Genomic DNA, 18,130 nt, shown 5'->3' on the forward strand with positions numbered 1-18,130 from the left:
AACGTATTGCGACTGATCTGCAAGACACGAGCGACGTGGCTCTTGCGCTCACCTCGGTCAACTGCGGCAACGGCCTTTACTCTTAAATCCACACTGTAGGGGGCAGGCATCGGGGTTCAGGGGCGGAAACAACATCCCTATTTTGTCCTAATCAGTCTCCGGGCTGCAATAGTTGTCATGCCAGTGGTCTTGGCACCATTCCCATACGTTGCCGTGCATATCCTGTATCCCAAAGGTATTGGGGGGAAAGCTTCCTACCTCGGTGGTCTCTCCTCGGTAAATGCCCTTGGGGCCTTGTCCATAATTGCCCTTCCAGCCAATACTGTCGCCGTCCATCCCTCGGTAGTTGGCTAGGTCTGTTGTGATGGTTTCGCCAAAATGAAATGGGGTGGCAGTTCCGGCTCGGCAGGCGTATTCCCATTCGGCTTCGCTGGGTAGACGATAGTCTCGTCCGGTGAGTTGTGACAGGCGGATGCAAAACTCCGTAGCGTCATACCAGGAGATTCGCTCTACTGGGTGGTTTTCGCCTTTGGATTCGGATGGTGCTGGATCTAGCTCTCGATCAACCGGGTCGAGTTGAGCCACTGCTCGCCACTGAGCCTGGGTGGTGGGGAATCTACCCATAAAGAAGGTGGGCACCATGACCTTGTGTTGTGGGCCTTCGGCGTCAGTGCGTTCTAGCTCGTCTTCGGACGAACCCATCAAAAAGGTGCCACCGGGAATCAGCACCATATCGAGGCAGATGTTGTTACCGAGGTCTTCGGTGAAATATCGAGCTGTGGCCTTGTGGTAAGTGAGGGTGAGCCTTAGGGCTTCACCTGCCTCTAATGGCTCTGTCGCCCAGGTCTGAAGCACATTCTGAATATTTCTCTTGGTGACGCGAACTCCTGGTGTATCTACCAGATCTGTCAGCAAACGCCAAAGGTTAGGGCCAACATCTATTTTGAGATAGTGTTCAGAATAACCCACTGCCTGTTCGGTCATCGCTGCATAGGTCTTGTTTTCCCATGCACTCTTCAAAACTAGCCGTTCCACATCCACCAGGGAGCGGCCATATTTTTCAAGGGCCGCTTTGTTAATACGTTCAACAATCTCATCAAATTCCATAGAGATAGTTCTCCAACGCCGGAGAGTCTTGGCATCTACGGTAGCCTAACCAATGGTTGAGCGATTCGGTGTCGATATTCTGGCCTTCTTCAATCCCGGCAATCCATTGGGTAACGTCATCCACATCGGCGAGGCGACCAACGGCTCTGGCCTCAGCAGAAGCCCGATGTTTCCAGAATTGTTATATCCTCTGGCAACCCACCCCTAGCCAATCTGTCGCAGAAACTCATCCACCGCATCAAATTGATCGTGGTAGGTCACGTAGCGGCAAAACGCCTCTAGGGGAAGGTCGGGCAGCAGGCGGCTTTGGCTGAGCGGGTCGTAGCCGCTGTGGTTGTCTCGCAAGCCGTAGAGGGTGAGGACTCCGTCCTCCCGAAACCACACTTCAGCCACCCCCATGCGACGATAGCCTTCCAGCTTATCGATGCCGCCGCTGGTGATCACCACCTCCAATACCAAGTCGGGGTAGGGTTTGCGGGTTCCTAGGTTGTAGGCTTCGTCGGGTTCGCTGCGGGCACCTAGGGTTTCGTCACCCAAGGAGGGGCCACCACGGGCATAGAACCGGATGCCCTTTGCCCGGAAGTACGCCTCTAGCAGCAGTCGGAGGATGGCTTTGAAGTCTTCGTGGGCTTCGCTGATGGGCATAATTTCGAGGGTGTTGTCCAAATAGCGCAGCCGCACACCGGGGATGGCATCGAAGGCGCGATCAATCGCCTCAAACTGGGGCCATCTCACCTGGGGAAAGACCTGGGCTTCGCGGATACGGGGTGAAAAGACTTGGGCCGTCATCAGCGTTCTGGGGCGATGGGGTTGATTGTATTGTAGGTGATGCCTCGCCTAGGTGGCCCCACAGGTAGTGTAGAGGCGATTCTAGGAAGGTTGCCAATCTTTTAGCAAGACTCACTGGAACTTATTCTCAGTCCTGGATATAAGGCTTGCCCTCTATCAGCGCCATCTCGGCCTTTACAAATTCTCGTCCTAAATAAGCTGCATGTTCTGGGTAAGTAACGGGACAGGTTTTCTCAAGATCCTCAAAAATCTGAATACAGATTTCTTTAGCAGTACGTCCATAGTAAGTGCGAGTAGCTGATCGATTGGAAATCTTTTTTACAGGCTCACCAGTCTTTGGCCTCCAATCCAACCCTCCATCATTAACAGTATTGGCATAGTGATTTGCACAGATTAGGTGTTTATCCCAATTCAAATAAATCAAGAAATATCCTCCTGGATCAAGGCTAATAAAACGTTGGGCAAGTCGATCATCTAAAGCCTGCCGTTTAGCCCTTTCTTCTGAAATTTCCTCCAAGTTAATCAACGGATACTCAAACTCAAACGTCTTGAGTTCAAGAAAATCCTTCGGTGGCAGAACTGGAATTTGGGGATGATTGGGTGCATCAATGTAGTCGGCCAGTTGGGCATAGTCACCACCTAGGCGTTGTAATGCTCGTTTAGCAATGCGGGCAAAAGGCAAAATTACTTCCTGGTCTTTAGGCCGTCCTTCCAAATCTAGTAATAGCAGAGCCTCATAGGTTTTGGTCTGTAGCCCTAATCGTTCAGAAATATAGGCCGACACCGCATCGAGCACCGCTTCGGTTTTGGCGATGGGCATGTAGTCCGTCAGGCACTCACGAATTTCGTCGTTGAGAAAGTCGTACTGAATTTTGTGGGGGGGCAGCTTGGCATCGGCAGGGGTAACCGCCCTGAGCAGGCCGCTCATATAAACTTCTGCCACATGCACCTGCTGCGACTCAGGCAATAGGGTCTGCTGAATCAGTTGGATAATTGGCGGGCTAACAGGGGCCGCTGCCATTAACCCAGCCAGCTTAAAGGCTGTGTCTGACGCTGTTTTTTGAAACTGCTGCACCTGCTCTTTTGGCGCAAGTTGACGCGAGAGAGGGGTTGCCTGTTTGCGCTCTCGATAGGCTTGCAGGGTAGTCTCATTAAAACGGTAGCCAGGGGTATAAACATCCCCACCACCTGCTACCACCTTGGCCCACTGGTTTAGCGGGTATGCCTCCAAGCTCACCACCGGCACCGTTGCCAGGGGCTCTTGCTGAAACTTATGAAAAGCTTGCATCATCTGGTTGGGTTTGGTGCCCAATGCCTGGGCCAAGGTGCTAAAGGGCAGCACCTCAGACACCTGAAGCTGAGCATTTGGAACCCCTGGGGTGTAGGCACTGAGCCGCACCGGCACCCCATCTCCCAATGCGGTGCGCCACCACAGGCGACCGGGGAATAGCTGCACTAAGACCGTAGGGCATTGTTTGCCCCAGTCCCTCAGCCATTGGTATATCTGGGGCTGCTGCCAGAGGGCAGAGGTGCAGTCGCTCACCAGCCAGATCAGCCTTCGGCCCGCCGGGTCAATCAAGGTTTTGTGGTTGCAGGTGGGCTTGAACCTGTCACCCTGGAGCCATTTAGGATGCAGCACAGGGCCATTGCCCTGCACTTGGATTTGCCAGGTGCTTACCCGCCGAAAGGCTCCCTGGCGTTCGGTCAGCAGTTTGAGTTCCGCTAGGGTATCTTGCCAGAGGGGCGTCGAGAGAGACTGTTCCACCACAATGGCCAGCTCAAACCAGCGCTCTGGGGCGGGGGCCGTCACGGCAGTCCAAATGCCCTGCTCGGCAATTTGTTTAGTAGTGGCATCGGCATCGAACCGGGTGGCGGTGCGAGAAGGTACCCGGCGCATGATCGGGCGTAGGGCCTTAGCCAAGTCTTGCCTTGCCCTGAGGGCCGGTGCCGCCGGAATTTGAATGGGAATCCCTACGGATGGGGCATCCTCGGTTGAGTCGGTTTGGGGCGATGGGGCTGGGGCAGTGGCTACCGGGATTGTGCCCTCTGTCGTCGTCCCTTCTCGCCGCTCAATGATGGGGGTGTCTTGCAAATCGTCTTCTTCAATCTCAGGATCCCTGGCATCATCCGGCTCAGGCTCAGAGGGAATGAACTGTGCTAGCCATGCTGCATCGGCCACATCTTCGGCATCAAGGCCTAGCTCTGCCAGATCTAGCAATTTGGCAAAGTCGTAGATCGTCTGTAGTGGCGGCAGAGGCTGTTTCATGGGGTTAGCCCTGGGGGTTGTCGAGATACTTCAGCAGTTGCTCCACCAGATCCTCTTTTGTCTTACCAGTGGGAGCTTGCTTACGAGACACCAGATAAACAGCGTTGAGCAGTTGGTCGGTGGCGAGAATGCCATTTTCCCGCTGGCGCTTGTCGTAGAACTGCTGCACCAGTTTATTAACGTGGGCACCAGCATCGTGCAGGTGAACCTTGACAATTTGCTCCAGCCGTTTGCGGTCGGGGTCGGCCATATCCAGCCGCAGGCAACGGCGCAGGAAAGCAGGGGGGAAGTCGCGCTCGTCGTTGCTCGTCATGACCACAAAGGGGAAGTTAGTGCAGCGCACCAGACCATTTTCAATCTCTACATGGGAAGGCTCGTTGGCCTCGGTAAAAGCTGTTTGCACAGCGATTGTCCCCTTCACTTTGCCCTTAAGACGCACCAATTCAGGGATCTGAAACTTGCCCTCTTCAAAAACGTGCAGCAGATCATTGGGTAAGTCGATGTCACTCTTGTCAATTTCGTCGATCAACAGCACGCGGGGGTTTTCAGCGGGCAGCAGTGCTGTACCCAGTGGCCCCAGGGTAATGTAGTCCCCGATGCGGCTGAGGGTTTCTTCTAATCGCTTCTGGGCCTCTTTTTCGTTCGCGGGTTTGCCCTCGCTCTGGAACCGCAGTTGGGTATCTTGCAGACGACCGACGGCATCATAGGTGTAGAGGCCATCCTTTAGGCTAGTTCGGGTAGTGATAGACCACTCCAACACTTCCCCCAACCCCAGAGCATAGGCCACCGCATAAGCCAATGAAGTTTTGCCAGTGCCCGGTTTGCCCGTCACCAGCAAGGGCCTCCGCAGGTAGAGTGCGGCATTGACCATTTCTACCTCTTCTTTAAGGGGTTGAAAGGTTTTGCCCCGTTGCTCAGTCTTGGTTCCGCCACTGTCGCTCTGACTAAAGGATCGCCAACTAGGCGGTTCGGGTAAATCCTTGATACGCCCAGGCTCATGGGCTAGGGTGCCGTCGTCGTTGATGGTTCCGGTAAAAATTTTCCAGTCTGTCATGGCTAGGGCATCTCTTGGGGCATATCGAGGGTATTGGCAATTTCGGCTTCGGGCGGCACCAGTTGAGGGTTATCCCAAATTAGAGCCAGGTGTCGGCCAAAGTGGAGCTTACCCTGTTTATCAAAAGCCACTCGACGGGCTTCTCTGACTTTACAGACTATGTCGCCCACGGAGTGTTCGAGCAAGTCGCTAAAAGGCTTTTTATACTTGCTTCTGGACGGAATTTGCCGAAGCCACAGCGCTGTGGGGGTGGCCCCCAGAATTAGGGCCAGCAGTCGCTGCTCGGTACTGGCATTTGGAAGCATTGTGTTCAAATGCATACCCAGACAATCATCTTGGGCCAAGATGGTCTGGAAGTTGCTGCAATGGCCTGAAATCAAAACCTGTTTAGCCTGACACCGAGTGTCAATGGCTGTTTTCAGCATCTTCCATTTCGTTTCCCAGAAGGGGCGTAGATGGGCAAAATAGGGATCAAATCGATCGGCCATTCGCAGCATCACCTGGTATCGATAGCCGATAGGAGGGATAGAAACGGTATCGACTTCCTGTAGTAGATGTTGCAGATGGATGGGGATCTTTCTAGGGGATTGCTCGTTCCATTGGTCAATGTCGTAATTCAGCAGGGGAATGGGCAGGATCAACTCCAGGATGAGTTCTTTATGGGCGATTGCCTGTTTGTAGCTGGTGCTGACTTCCTGTAGACAGGTTTGTAAGACCTTTTCCAGGTCATCCCTGGCTATGGTGTCACTTTTTGCAGCATCTCTGAAAGCCTCCACGGCTTTGAGAGGTTCGCACCCAGTTCCATTGGCAGGGTTGTAGGTATTTGGTTCAGGAATACAGAACGCACTGACCAGGTAGCGATCCTGGCTTGCATATTCAGGACTGGTGCGAACCCACAGCAACAGATGCGCCTGGGTCGAGGCTTGCACGGCGGCGGCGGTGACTGCCTGCTGGGCAGTCGCTAGCAACTGAGTCAGATCCGTCACGCGACGTTCTAGCCACACTGTGAGGGCATTGCGTAATGCCTCTGGAAGGCTCAAGACAGGCAAGGTCAGAACCGCCACCGCAAAGGGGAGGGGGCCTGACGATGTTGGATTGTGATTAGGAATAGATAAAAGACTCGCGAGGTTTTCCCGCAGGGCTTGGATCGGGTCAACCTGGGTAGATATGGGAAAGGTCGTGATGCGATCTCCTGCTGCGATTGAGTAAGCCGTTGAGATTACATCCTTCAACACATTGATTTGGGGAGCCAGAATATCCATCAAGGTCTCTAGTTCCACAGCATCCAGAGCGGGCCGAAGCCTCGCCGCTGGAACCATAAAACTAATTCTCTCCTCTTCTCGCTGTTTATCTCGGGCCACCACCATGCCCACAATGGCATCCCCCAAGGATGGGCTCCACACTGGGGCACCGCTAAAGCCCGGTTCAATGGCATAGCCGGGGCCAGCAACCATTTGCACCAATCGGCCATCGTGGCTAGTTCCGTCCAGATTTCCCTTGGCCCACACGCCATCAGCAACCTTAGCCGGGGTGCCCGAAACGCGAAAAGTGTTCTCCCAAAACGCCGGAAAGCGCTTTAGAACAAGTAGTTGAGCTGTTCTAGGCATGGCCTCCGTGAGCCTTAGAACGGCGACATCCACATCCGTCGTACCGGGTTCTGTCTGGGCTGGGCTGCGCCAGTAAACAACGGTGGCATGGTGGCGTTCCACCTGTCCCTCGCCACAAAACTCTAGGGCTATCTTCTGCCCCAACATCTCCTGGGCAAGAATTTGGTAAGACTTGCGTTGATGCCCTAGTGCCTTACTCACCACATGAGCACAGGTCAGCAGATAACCATCCGCCACACAAAAGGCGATACCAATGGGCGTCTTACCCTGGTAGATGCGGGCAATGGCCGCCAGATACTGAGCTTCGGTCACTGGTTGCGTCATATATCCCTAATCGCTGCCCTTTGCCCATTTCAAGGTAATTTCAAAGGTCACATCGCCCCCGACGGAGGTGAAGATCGCCCCCGCATCAGCACTGAGGGTAAGGCCAAATTTCACCTCCACCTCGTCGGCTGGGGTGGTGAGCCCTGTCTTAAATCGGGAAATGATGGCATTGGCTACAGGCTGCACCTGATCCAGGGCTTGCCCCAGAGTTTGGGTGGCTTGGTAAACCATCCTGCCCGCATCTAAGCTCACCTCCTCTAGGGCACTGTCGTTGCTAGGGGGCGGCACCTCAAACAGAACGGTGATGTCGCTACCTTCTTCCAGCTTAAATTCTGCGATTGTGCGATCCATAGCTATCCATTGCTCCCGGTAACACTAGGGTTCCCTCCATAGCTTAAGAGCACACCAACGACCCGAATCCAAATTTCTCTGAAAGAGTGTTACAAAACCGAGCCACATCCCCCAATGCTCCACCCCAGCTTACTCGGACTGCTTCGGCGGCTTTGAGGACGGCCCCATCTTGGAACGAGAGAGACGACGGCTTTCCAACAGTTCTGTTACAATGGCCCGCCGAACGACATCGTCTGATGCGTCCCACTCGTGTAGAAAGTGTTTCAACGCCACGGTGGCCACATCTTGGATAGCAGGCGCTGCGCTTTGATACTCTCCGGCAAGAGAAATACTGATCTCTCTTAACTTCTCATAAAGCTCAGACGGAACTCGGATATTTGACGGCAAAGTTAAACGTACCTGGCAACGCCAAAATTTTAGGGGCTGTCAGACTTTGCTGCTACCATGAAACCATGTATACATGGTTTCATGGTAGTCTGTATTTCCTAGATCCTTAATCTAGCGAGGCATAGTGATGGAATTATTGCTTCAGGCAGTGCCGGTTAAGCGGGGGCTCAAGCGGCACCAAAAGAGTTATGTGGCTACCTTATCCTTTGGTGATATCGTGCGCCTGATGGACGACGAGCGACTGTACGTGCCGAACGAGCCAGACTTAGCTGACTTTGCCCAGCGGAAGTTAAACCCAGTCCGGGTCAACACCATTGCGAAGTACATCCTAGATACCTATAAAGACGGCAGTACCTTCTTTCCAGCCATCTGTCTCAACATTCAACCGGATCCTATTTACCGGAATGGGACAATTGTTTTGCCCTATGATTCGACATCACTGCGACTAACCGACGGGCAACATCGCTGCTGCGGTATTCGTAGAGCAATTAAGATTTTGCAGGAGCAGGGTTCTCCTGAACTGGCGGAGGTGTCTCGGTTAGAACTGGGTGCGCTAGTGTATGCCGCTCTACCGCTAGATTTAGAGCGGCAGGCTTTTCGGGATCAGAACTTATTAGCCCAACGCCCTGGGAAGTCCCTGGCCCATTTGTTCGATATGCGGTCGCCAGAAGTGACTATCGCGAAGGAACTCTGCAAGCGAGTGCCTCAGTTTCGCTCCAATATTGAAACCGTTGAGAATGGTCTGGGTAAGCACAATCCTAAACTCATGACACTTTCGACGTTGGTGACAGCCACTCAGCATATGTATCCTCGCCTTAGCCCGAAAGAACCACTGGAAGCCAAAATAGATTGGGCAATGACCTTCTGGGCCGCTGCCGCCAGTGCTTTTCCGGATAATCCTTGGCGTGTTCTCTCTAAGGCTGAAAGAAAGCAGCAGCGAGAAGAATCCATCGTAGGAGCTGCAATTGTGTTCCAAGCTTTGGGGTTAGTAGGGCGAGACTTATTTACTGAAGGAGTACCCGCCGAGAACTTGGTACAGTGGTTAGCCCATTTAGCCGAAGTAGATTGGAGCAAAGAAGAAGATTTCTGGCTTCAGCGAGGAGTCACCCAGGTTAATGCTAAAGGAGCACGTATCATTCAGAACACAAGAACCACCGTCGATTCTTGTTATCACGTACTACAGGAATTGTTGGGGGTAACACCTAAGGAAGGAGTCTTGGTTTGAATCATTAACGAACCACTTCCTGGAGAGCGTTTCGATGGCCAAATCGTTCATAATCGTAACGCTCATCCCACCAAAGCCAATTAGAAGAGTCAGCCCAAACACCATGCTTTTTAAGGATTTCTAAGCGAGAAAGGGCAAGGCCACCGAGAACAAAATCAGGACGACTCCAACTTAAAAGATGATCAAATTCCTGAGTAGAAAGGCCAAACTTAAGCCCCATAGGCATGGTGCTATCCGCCTTTAGTAATCCGCCAAGAGCAATATATTGATACCCTATATTTCGATACTGGCTGATAAGAGAAGAGAGAAAACTTTTTGCCGTGTTGAAATAGGGAGGCAATGAATCGGATTGTGGAGTATCTAGAGGTGGCCAGTTGTAGAGAGGGTGGCCTGCTTGAACTACTCCAATCAGTTGATAAGAGTAAGTCTTGAGACAATATTCTTCCCAGGTAAGTCTGGCAAGATAGAGAGACAAAAGTGGTTCCCCTACGATGTCTGGTGCAAACACATAGTCAGGATTAAATTTTTCACAGCGCTCAAGAAAATAAATGATCCATGCCCTGAGATCTTGTAAATCAGCGAGACAGGTTTTCCTGACCCATCGCTCGTTCTCAAATACAGATACCGTTGCTTGATGCCAAGCTTTCTTACTGGCATCAAAGACACCACTATCAATGAAGAATGTTTTTTTTGATAGGCGTAAGCTGTTGAGAAAATTGTCAGATTCAATAATAGTGCCTAGAACGCCAAACTCTCCCTGAAGGTTTTCCAGTTTTTTAAGTAAATTGAGTCTATTGACTGCAAATACTGGCAGAAATGAAGACTTCATTGAGACATCCTCAATTATTGCTTCGTTGGATTACTTGAGTGTGTGCTTCTCAAGAAAACATGGAAACTACTTGTTAATCATAATACTCTTTTCTCTATTTTTACAAGTTTTTCTTTAGAAAAGCCTGTATCTCCCGCATTAAACTAGCACTACCTTTGGTATTGACTCTCAAGAGCTTATCTTTAGTACAGTGATCTTCGATGAAATACGTAGCCGCATGTTTAGCACTAGCCGTGACTACAACAACAAGATCAGCATTCAGAATCCAAGTCTTAAGCTGATTATTTCCACCTTTTGCATGACTAAGATGAACGTTAATTCCTGCACAGATGCTTTCTAGTGTTGTCTTTACCCGCTGGGCGACAGGCTCAGTTAACGTATAGATGAGGACAGATTTATTCCTGAGTGTCTGTAGTAGATTGACTTCTGTTACCTCATCTGTATCTTGACTTGGCGGAAGATCTGGAAATGAGTCTTCTAGATTTAGATCGCGGATGAGATTTGAGAAGAGATACCACTGCATCTGATCAATCCGTTGAACATATTGACGTAATGTAGAAGCGACAGCAAAAATGACCTGGTTACGAATATCTTTATTAAGACAAGGCTGAATAATCAGAATACTAATGAAATCTAAGATCCAATCTACCTTCGCTGGAGAACCATACTGTCCCCATAGATCGAGTGCAAAACCTACAATTTCATTGTAATTGTCTTGGTTTGTGCCAAGACTAATTAGAGTATTCGTTATTTCATTGAATAGCACTAAATCTGGATCGCCTCCAGATGTTGTTACAGCTATTAGGTCAAGCAAGAAGGCATAGATAGATATGAACTCGCGGCGAGGGTACTGCTCGTCATTTTGGAATGTGCCTAGTAAATGAGGCAATGCATTAGCTAAGGTCTGCTCAGCTTCTGGTTGGCCTGAGGCTGTTTCCAGTAATTTTCTAAATTGCAGGATAGCTCCATGCTCAGTGACTAAGTCAGAAATATCCCACTCCTGCTCACCACGACGAGCTACATCGAGAGCTAAATCCCATTGTGGGTTCTGAACTAACTGCTGGATCCACTCCACCCAATTATCAGGAACCTTCTCTACTGGATGGATAAAGCCTTGTAGCAGTTCTAATTGGTCTTTCCCATATCGAGTTCGACTAATAACCTCTTGTTCGTTAGAGCTTAATTCTTGGAAGGCGACTAGGGCTTCTCGTTGGCTATCTAGGGTTCTTAGATCGTAAAATGCGTCGAAGAGAAGGCGAACTTTTTGTAATGAAGGGGGAGATTGGGAAGCCCAGATTAAAACCTGATTATAATCAAAGTCTCGATTTGCTTCTTCAGCTTGTTTAAGAGGATCGGCAATGGTTGAGGAAGAGAGAGAATCTGGTGTTGCTACTAGATTGGCTAGCTGCTGAAGGTAAACTAAATCATCAGGTTGTAATCCTGGAGTATTCAGAAGTTCATCTTTTAAGGCAACATCAGGTTCTGCACGCCCAATAGCCAGCAGCATAAATGATTTAATTGTCTCGGGCTGGCGACTTTTTGATCGAGCAATATATAGACTGCTGTATTGAGGAAGGATACCCTCATAAAAATAGGTCACGGCACTCTGAGCAGCTTTAGTTACCTCAAATCGATAAAGCTCCTGTTGGTAAACGGCGCGGATGAGTGCCTGAGTCACCTCGTAGGGTCGGCGAGTGCCTAATAAATCAGGTAGCTCTGGCAGTGCGAGTAGTTCTGCCCACGCCGCTAGGTCGGAGAGCATCCTTACCTTGAGGAATAGCAAGTTTTGAGGATCTAATCGATTATGGGTTTTGAGGTAGTGAAGTTGAGCCTCGGCAGCAGGGCGATCACAGGCCTGCAACGCCATATAAAAATCTCGCAGGACTCGCCCCGTAGCTCTTGGAGTTTCATAGGTTTGGTCTACCCGGCGATCTAGTACTTGACGCATTTGTTTCAGAGCTTCCCAAACGTCATGAGACTTTCCGTTAGAATCAGAAGTCCCTTGAAACTTGAACGCAAAGCCGCTAGTAAATGCCTGTACAGAGGCTTCTACTGGGTTATTGAGGTCGAGTTGTGCTCTTTGCCCACGGAATGTAGACCAAGTAGGGCCGACAAAAGCCGTTAGGTATTCTCCTAGGCTTCGCAATTCGCGCTCAGATCGGGCTACCCCATACCAGTCTGTTCCTCGGTCATGCTTACACGGCAATACCGAGGGTAAATTTCGCTCAAGCCGAGTGAGCCAGGGTTGAAGCATACGAGCAGAACCGTTAGCAGACTCGATTGCGTCTAGCTTGATCTGATTGCCATCCCCAAAAAAGTGCTCTAAGAATTGGCGAGTATCTAACTTGGTTGCCATACTTCTATCCTGCGCCTCCCCAACGGTCTCTGAAATTTAGCTTTTGTTCTGAAATAGCTTCTAGGGCTGTTTCATAGATCAGCGTCTCCTCGTTCACGGTGATGCCGTTAAAGGTGAAGTTCATTGAGCCAGCCAAGAAAAAACTATCCGAAAGCATTCCTTTCGTATGCAGTTCCTCTACCTGATGGATTCGTAGGTAGTTGTTGTTAGCTAGGGTGGTCAGGGTTTCTATAAAGCTGCGGTTGTGGAGATCAGGTCGAGTGGCTAAACAAACTGTCGTTCCCAGATAGGAGAGGGTCGCCAAGACTTCGGTAAGGCGAATTTTAGACCGAGGCCATGATGGCTCTAGGGCCAGGAAGGTATTGGCTGTGTTGTCGATGATGGGGATATCCGAGACCCAGGGGGATACTAACCACAGACAGGCACTGGGGGCAATGAGTTCTGCCACCAGGAGTGCTTGAAGCAAGTCGGGCAGTTGCCGAGAGCTAAAGCGAGAGTGAATCGTTCGGCTCACTGGACGGCCTCCCGTATACGAAGGCGGGCAACATACCCTTGGGCGGTTCTGCGCATCCCTTCTATAGCGGGATACAAATTTAGAAAACCAACATCTACAGGCTCTATCATGATGCTCAACAGCGCATTTTTGAGGGCTTGACGGCTGGTGGGTCGAGCGCTGAGAGAGGCTGTTCCTGCTGTTCTGAGAGCCTCCTTCACCTGTTCTTGCCAATTTGGCTCTTCTAGCTTGATTAACGTTTCAACAGGCTGGAGAACATCGAGCAAAATTTCGCGATCCGCCTCTGGCATGATGCTAAAGGGGTTATAGAAAGAGATAGCCCGATTACGGACAATGCTGCCCCGTAGCCACAGACGGCCATACAAAACCTGGAAGCATACATAGGGATCCTGACGAGTTTCGAGGGGTAAAGCGGCGGTTAACTCTGCCTGGGTGCTCGCCACATAAGCAAATACCCGCGCATCCACCTCAATGCCTAGGCGTTCCTCTTCTGCTTGCCACCGTCGCAGTAATGCCCTGAGTTGGTGATCGGTATTAGGGCTACTGCCGGGTGACAGAATGCGGGCGTGAATCCCGGTCATAACGGCTGGGGTGATGAGAATCCCCTCCTCCTGCAAGACTCGGCGAAGGTGGCCACTAGCTTGGGTAAGCGCATGGTGAGAATCGGCAGATCGTACCTGGGAAAAGGCTGTCTGTACCGCTTCATTGGTTTCAGATAGCTCTAGTAGCGTTGTGAGTTCCGAATCTATCACCTCAAAATCTGAGGGTTCTAGGGCACTTTCGACAAGACGGAAAAATCCGAAAGGATCCTCGGCATAGCGCTGAAGCAGTTCCTCAATGATTCCGCTGCCCCCAGGGCTTGCCTCAGTCAGCCAAATTTCGTCTATCCCCTCTGGTACAGGGGGTGCGTCGGGAGGGCGTGGCCCTGCATCCAAATCGAGCAACAAATCTTCGGAGTCGAACTGGGGACAGAGTTGCTGACAGGCATCTAGGATAGCTCCCCCTAAGGTTGCCCTAAAGCGCTCTTTGGCCCAGTCGTGCCATCCGTCATCAGGCTGTTGCCAGAGCACCTGTGCCAAATCGTTGAGCACCGTTTGTACCTTTGCACTGGAGGTCAGTTCGCGCAGCCGTTCATGGGTAGGTTGCCGACCGGGAGGCAAGTTAGGCGCTATCGGATCGCTCAAATCAGCAAGGTCGTCTGTGAAAGTTTCGTCAACGGTCCCCTCGTCGGGAGGTTCTTCAGCGTTGAGCGTTTGAAAGATCCTATCCAGCACCATGGCCATTTCCTGCCCTAGATCTTTTTCCTGAAGTGCCTGGTAGGCGTCGGGCAGTGCTACTTCATGCTGTAGGGCGTAGGCCACCAGCATGGAGAGGTAAATCTGGTAGAGCCAGTTGCGCTGGAAAATATTGGCGATGCCATCGAGGCGGACATCCTGCCGAATGCGATGGCGAAAGTAAGACGTGCGGAAGGCATGAACCTTAGGGCGATTAGCATCATAGGGACTCAGGGTGAAATCTTCGGGAATGCGGTAGTGAAACACGATGCCATCCACGGTTTGGGCAAACCCGACTCCGGCTGTCTGGCCACTAGCCGCATCGATAAATCGTATGGATGTTTCTATTTCTTGGGTCTGGCGATTTTCCTGAATCCGTAGGTTGGCTTGAGACCCCAGGGCAAAGCGACGCACCTCTAGAGGGTTCTGCTGGTTATGGGTAAAGCTGAAAACTGCTTCTAGAATGCCCAGCCAACATGCAGCCTGGGGCAAATCTAGGGGAGTTCCCCTATCTGGCGGCACGATTTGAGTGTGCCATTCGAGCTGGGCATTGGATTTGTCGCTGACCTGGGTGGGAATTTGCTCTACCCGCAGCGTCCAGGGGCGAATGCAGCGAATATCCCTAAGTTGGTCTTCCTGGCGGACTTGAAAGATGCCTGCTTCTTCGTATTCGGCACAAATCTGCTCAATGGCAAGGTTTTGTAATCCGCTAACCAGGGCTGCGGGGGCAATCCAGTGACTAATCTGCCCTCGCTGAATGCCAAAACGACGGGATACGCGCCCTGGAGCAAAGGTTTTGATCGCTTGCAGAATGGGTAAGTAGTACTCCTCTGACTCGGTAGAGTTTTTGGTCGGAGGTGGGGTCACGATACGGACTTCGGGCAACAGGAGGTCGCTGAAGAGGTTAGCGGGTACAAAGTCTGGCAGGGGGTCTCGGGTGTGATAGTCCAATTCAGGTTCACCAGGCAGTTGCAGCCGTTTCCACCCCGTTGCGAGGCGTCTTAGCAGGGTTGGTAGTACCCCTGTCATGAGTGCCCTAGGCGGCTCCCACAGGACAGGCTGAAGGTCTTCGGTAGACAGACTTAGTGCTTCTTGGAGATAGCTTTCTAGAGCGCTGTAAGTCTCTCCACCAGCCAGAACCTGACGGATGATCTCAGCCGCCTGAACTTGTCGCTGATGCCAAATCCCTTGAGCAGGTTCAGCAAAATCTTTCCAAACCCGGCCAGAGGGTGTGCTGGGTAACTGCTGGGCTACCCAATCCATAAAGGCAAAGGCGGCCTGGATACGGATGACATAGCGGTTGGATAGAGGCAGCAGGCGCTCTTCGAGAATGGGGTTGAACAGGAGATCGTAGCTTTGGTAGGCAATGCGATCGCGCCCATAGTCCGACAGGACAACGACAGTCCAAGGGCGCATGGTATGTCGGCGACCGGCTCGGCCTTTCCGCTGTAGGAAGGAGGCCATATTGCGGGGGGCCTTGTGCTGGATGACGGCACCTACCTCAGGGTCATTGAAGCCAATCTCTAAGGACGCGGTGGCGACAATAACGTCTGACTGGGAATCTACGCCTGTGTCTTGAGAACTGGTGCGGGTAATTTGGAGGGGATTTTCTAAGGTGTGACCAATTTCTTCGCACATGTGCCAGGATTGCCCCTGGACCAACCGTTCTACCGGGTTAGTGGCGCTGTGGGTTCGAAGGGCGGCTAATGGTTGTCTCCAAGAGAAGATTCCTCCCCAGCTGTTTCTGCCCTCGGCATCGAGGAGGTTATGGAATAGCCGGTTGGTAACGTCTAAGTCATCGGTGAAGGCAAAAACTCGCGAACCGTAGGTTCCCTGACTGGCATTGTTATCGGAGGGGTCAAGAATACGGCGAAGGAGCATTGCCGTTTGGATGCTAGTAGATAGGAGACTGGTTCCCGAAACTGGATCTCCACGCAGAGCGAGCAGATACTCCATGCCCTCTGGCTGAACATCATCTCCAGGGGAAATTTCTTCCACAGTGCCTGGTGGTAAGCCCACTAATTGAGTGAAAAATTCGGTGGCACTCTGGAGGGTGGCTGATAAGCCGGTGAATTGGACTTTTTTGCCTATCATGCGTTGCCAACGGCGCAATAGATAAGCTACCTGCGCTCCATGAATGCCAGTATAGGTATGGACTTCGTCCAATAAGACTATCTGTGGTGGTTTGGTGGCTCCCACACCAAAAACGTGCCCATAGCAAGCATCTCCCATCGAGCGGTTGAGCATTTCTGTGGTGGCAAAAAGAATATCGGGTGGGGTTTTGGCCATGCGATCGCGGGTCAACATGACTTCGTCTTCGCCGATTTCGGTGTTGCAGGATGGGGTGAGGCAAACTAACCGTTCTCGTCCTTGCTCAATGTCGTCTCGCCGCCAACTTAGGGATCCACCACATTTGGGGCACCGCAAATAAGGACAGGTGAACCCACCAGACTCTCTAGGCCAGGGAGATTCAAACTGAGAGTTAGGTGGTGGTGTTAGATAAGAGGCTTGTTTGGGAGTCAGGCCAAAGAATGCTCCGATAGTCAGTTTTCGTTGTCCGGCTTGCTGGAGCACGGCATCGAGACGACGGGCTTCTACATAAGTGTCGGAGAACTGGTCTTTGAGCAGTTCTTGACGGGGGTAAATGGCTAGAGCTTTTGTCCAGTAGACTGTTTTTTTGATCAGCCCAGCGATATGGGTTAGAGCTGGAAGATAAAAGGCTAAGGTTTTCCCGGTTCCAGTTCCAGCACAGACAATCATGCCCCGACTGCTAGTGCTTTTAAGGTCACGCAGCATTCGCGATGTGGCTCGACGCTGGAAATCTGCGAGGATTAGGGTGCGATCCGGCGACACCAGTAAGTCTTCTAATACCAGTCGCTGGGAGGAGTTGATGAGTTTCTCAGTTTCGAGCTGTTCTAGGACATCTGTAGGCTGAAACCGACGGTTTGGATAAACTCGTTGCCGTAGAGAGAAGCGATAATCGGCAACCAGGGTGGGGGAAACCTGCCAATCCCGGTTAGGAAATAGTTGACGGAGGCGAGCGAACAATCGGACTGACTCAGCCATTCGGGTACGGTAGAGTCGAGAGCCCCAAATGTTGAAGTCGAAAAGGAGTTTGCGTTCTTCTAGCTCCTCGATCAGATCCCACGGGTCAGTATCAACATCGTGTGCTTTGAGAATAGCTTCTGCCATTTCTTCGATTTCATCTTCGCTGAAACCGCCGTTAACGACGCCCCAAGTAAGAAGCTTAGTTTGCTCGAGTTCTAGTTGATTGAGAAACTCTTGTACTAAATTTCCTAGTTCCTCGTTCATAAATATCCCCAACACCACAGAAATTTTGAGCTTTGATCGATTTCTAGTCAGTAAGTTTGACCTGGAAGAATCTGGTAATGCCTTGTTCTTTAAGCCAACCTTCGACTTCCGGAGTCAGACTATCTAAAGAAGCTCCAAAGGTAGAGGCTGCCTTTAGGAAGTTTAGTACTGACTCAGGAACATCATTTGAACTCAGGCTATTCCAAGCATTAGACATGTCATCAATACCTTGTTCCAATCTTTGAAAATGCTCATCATCCTGAGGAAATGGTACAGCTTCAACCTGTGCATGTAGTCTCTTAACCCTTTCAACGGTTGGCCTAAATGTTTCAATCTTGCCAAGAAGGTCAAGAAGCTCATTGTTTGTTTTAGGCATTCTTGTTTGTTTATAAGATTTCCATGCACTCCTTAATAGAGAATCTAATTCATTTCTCAATACATCGACTTTAGATTTGAGAGATTTGCGCTTAAAACCCTCCAGCAACCATCCTGGCTTTATTCGAAATTCAGCTAGAGTCTTACTAACTTCTACCGAAAGAAGATCAATGTTTTGATAATTTAGTTCTAGCTGTTCTGGAATTCGATTTTGAAATGCAGATAAAGCTATAACAAAAGGCTTCAAATCCTGCTGGACAGTCATAAGTTCTGGACAGGGGTACTAAGTTACTAAGCTTTGGGAGACCTGAGGGGGCAAGGGGTTAAGCTTAGCGGCGATGAATTTAGGCAAAAGTAGAG

12 protein-coding genes and 1 pseudogene are annotated in these 18,130 nt (G+C 50.9%); 1 reads left to right on the forward strand and 12 read right to left on the reverse strand.

The annotated features are described in order from the left end of the window. From H6G62_RS28050 to H6G62_RS22510, 7 genes and pseudogenes are all read right to left on the reverse strand, one after another. Positions 1-110: pseudogene (locus H6G62_RS28050) on the reverse strand (IS630 family transposase); the annotation flags it as partial. Positions 111-147: 37 nt separating this feature from the next. Continuing rightward, complete coding sequence (locus tag H6G62_RS22485; protein ID WP_242052228.1) at positions 148-1,107, reverse strand: formylglycine-generating enzyme family protein; 960 nt, start codon at positions 1,105-1,107, stop codon at positions 148-150. 204 nt (positions 1,108-1,311) lie between these two features. After that, positions 1,312-1,896, reverse strand: coding sequence for a Uma2 family endonuclease (locus H6G62_RS22490; RefSeq protein ID WP_190499362.1), 585 nt, complete (start codon positions 1,894-1,896; stop codon positions 1,312-1,314). A 127-nt stretch (positions 1,897-2,023) separates the two neighbouring features. After that, positions 2,024-4,162 carry an SAV_2336 N-terminal domain-related protein gene (locus H6G62_RS28420; protein WP_347239408.1) on the reverse strand — a complete coding sequence of 713 codons (2,139 nt, stop codon included), beginning with the start codon at positions 4,160-4,162 and terminating at the stop codon, positions 2,024-2,026. Positions 4,163-4,166: 4 nt separating this feature from the next. Then, the gene (locus tag H6G62_RS22500; RefSeq protein WP_190499365.1) at positions 4,167-5,216 is read right to left on the reverse strand and encodes a MoxR family ATPase; all 1,050 of its coding nucleotides are present in this window, start codon (positions 5,214-5,216) and stop codon (positions 4,167-4,169) included. A 2-nt stretch (positions 5,217-5,218) separates the two neighbouring features. After that, positions 5,219-7,147 (reverse strand): trypsin-like peptidase domain-containing protein, encoded by a 1,929-nt coding sequence (locus H6G62_RS22505; RefSeq protein ID WP_190499367.1) that lies wholly within the window; start codon positions 7,145-7,147, stop codon positions 5,219-5,221. Between the two features lie 6 nt (positions 7,148-7,153). Further along, on the reverse strand, positions 7,154-7,498 hold the full coding sequence (locus tag H6G62_RS22510; RefSeq protein ID WP_190499368.1) for a CU044_2847 family protein: 345 nt from the start codon (positions 7,496-7,498) through the stop codon (positions 7,154-7,156). Positions 7,499-8,012: 514 nt separating this feature from the next. Here H6G62_RS22510 and H6G62_RS22515 point away from each other — a divergent pair. Then, positions 8,013-9,110 carry a DNA sulfur modification protein DndB gene (locus H6G62_RS22515; RefSeq protein ID WP_190499370.1) on the forward strand — a complete coding sequence of 366 codons (1,098 nt, stop codon included), beginning with the start codon at positions 8,013-8,015 and terminating at the stop codon, positions 9,108-9,110. 4 nt (positions 9,111-9,114) lie between these two features. On the opposite strand, the gene H6G62_RS22520 is transcribed toward H6G62_RS22515, so the two are convergent. From H6G62_RS22520 to H6G62_RS22540, 5 genes are all read right to left on the reverse strand, one after another. Further along, the gene (locus H6G62_RS22520; RefSeq protein WP_190499372.1) at positions 9,115-9,939 is read right to left on the reverse strand and encodes a hypothetical protein; all 825 of its coding nucleotides are present in this window, start codon (positions 9,937-9,939) and stop codon (positions 9,115-9,117) included. Between the two features lie 100 nt (positions 9,940-10,039). Beyond that, positions 10,040-12,295 carry a protein DpdD gene (dpdD, locus tag H6G62_RS22525; RefSeq protein WP_190499374.1) on the reverse strand — a complete coding sequence of 752 codons (2,256 nt, stop codon included), beginning with the start codon at positions 12,293-12,295 and terminating at the stop codon, positions 10,040-10,042. A gap of 4 nt (positions 12,296-12,299) precedes the next feature. Beyond that, the gene (gene dpdK, locus H6G62_RS22530; RefSeq protein WP_190499376.1) at positions 12,300-12,809 is read right to left on the reverse strand and encodes a phospholipase D-like domain-containing protein DpdK; all 510 of its coding nucleotides are present in this window, start codon (positions 12,807-12,809) and stop codon (positions 12,300-12,302) included. Then, entirely contained in the window at positions 12,806-17,395 is a 4,590-nt protein-coding gene (gene dpdJ, locus H6G62_RS22535) for a protein DpdJ (RefSeq protein ID WP_277883052.1), read from the reverse strand. The genes dpdK and dpdJ overlap by 4 nt, the downstream gene beginning before the upstream one ends. Positions 17,396-17,438: 43 nt before the next feature. Then, on the reverse strand, positions 17,439-18,035 hold the full coding sequence (locus H6G62_RS22540) for a hypothetical protein (protein ID WP_190499379.1): 597 nt from the start codon (positions 18,033-18,035) through the stop codon (positions 17,439-17,441). Positions 18,036-18,130 lie beyond the last annotated feature (95 nt).

Origin of the sequence: Phormidium sp. FACHB-1136, assembly GCF_014697375.1 — a bacterium.
Taxonomy (GTDB): Bacteria; Cyanobacteriota; Cyanobacteriia; order Phormidesmidales; family Phormidesmidaceae; genus Nodosilinea.

What these genes read in the sequence shown, in the direction of transcription:
- H6G62_RS22500 (WP_190499365.1), bottom strand. Translation starts at nt 5,216, where the DNA reads ATGACAGACTGGAAAATTTTTACCGGAACCATCAACGACGACGGCACC.
- H6G62_RS22505 (WP_190499367.1), bottom strand. Translation starts at nt 7,147, where the DNA reads ATGACGCAACCAGTGACCGAAGCTCAGTATCTGGCGGCCATTGCCCGC.
- H6G62_RS22510 (WP_190499368.1), bottom strand. Translation starts at nt 7,498, where the DNA reads ATGGATCGCACAATCGCAGAATTTAAGCTGGAAGAAGGTAGCGACATC.
- H6G62_RS22485 (WP_242052228.1), bottom strand. Translation starts at nt 1,107, where the DNA reads ATGGAATTTGATGAGATTGTTGAACGTATTAACAAAGCGGCCCTTGAA.
- H6G62_RS22540 (WP_190499379.1), bottom strand. Translation starts at nt 18,035, where the DNA reads ATGACTGTCCAGCAGGATTTGAAGCCTTTTGTTATAGCTTTATCTGCA.
- H6G62_RS22490 (WP_190499362.1), bottom strand. Translation starts at nt 1,896, where the DNA reads ATGACGGCCCAAGTCTTTTCACCCCGTATCCGCGAAGCCCAGGTCTTT.
- H6G62_RS22515 (WP_190499370.1), top strand. Translation starts at nt 8,013, where the DNA reads ATGGAATTATTGCTTCAGGCAGTGCCGGTTAAGCGGGGGCTCAAGCGG.
- H6G62_RS22520 (WP_190499372.1), bottom strand. Translation starts at nt 9,939, where the DNA reads ATGAAGTCTTCATTTCTGCCAGTATTTGCAGTCAATAGACTCAATTTA.
- dpdD (WP_190499374.1), bottom strand. Translation starts at nt 12,295, where the DNA reads ATGGCAACCAAGTTAGATACTCGCCAATTCTTAGAGCACTTTTTTGGG.
- dpdJ (WP_277883052.1), bottom strand. Translation starts at nt 17,395, where the DNA reads ATGAACGAGGAACTAGGAAATTTAGTACAAGAGTTTCTCAATCAACTA.
- H6G62_RS28420 (WP_347239408.1), bottom strand. Translation starts at nt 4,162, where the DNA reads ATGAAACAGCCTCTGCCGCCACTACAGACGATCTACGACTTTGCCAAA.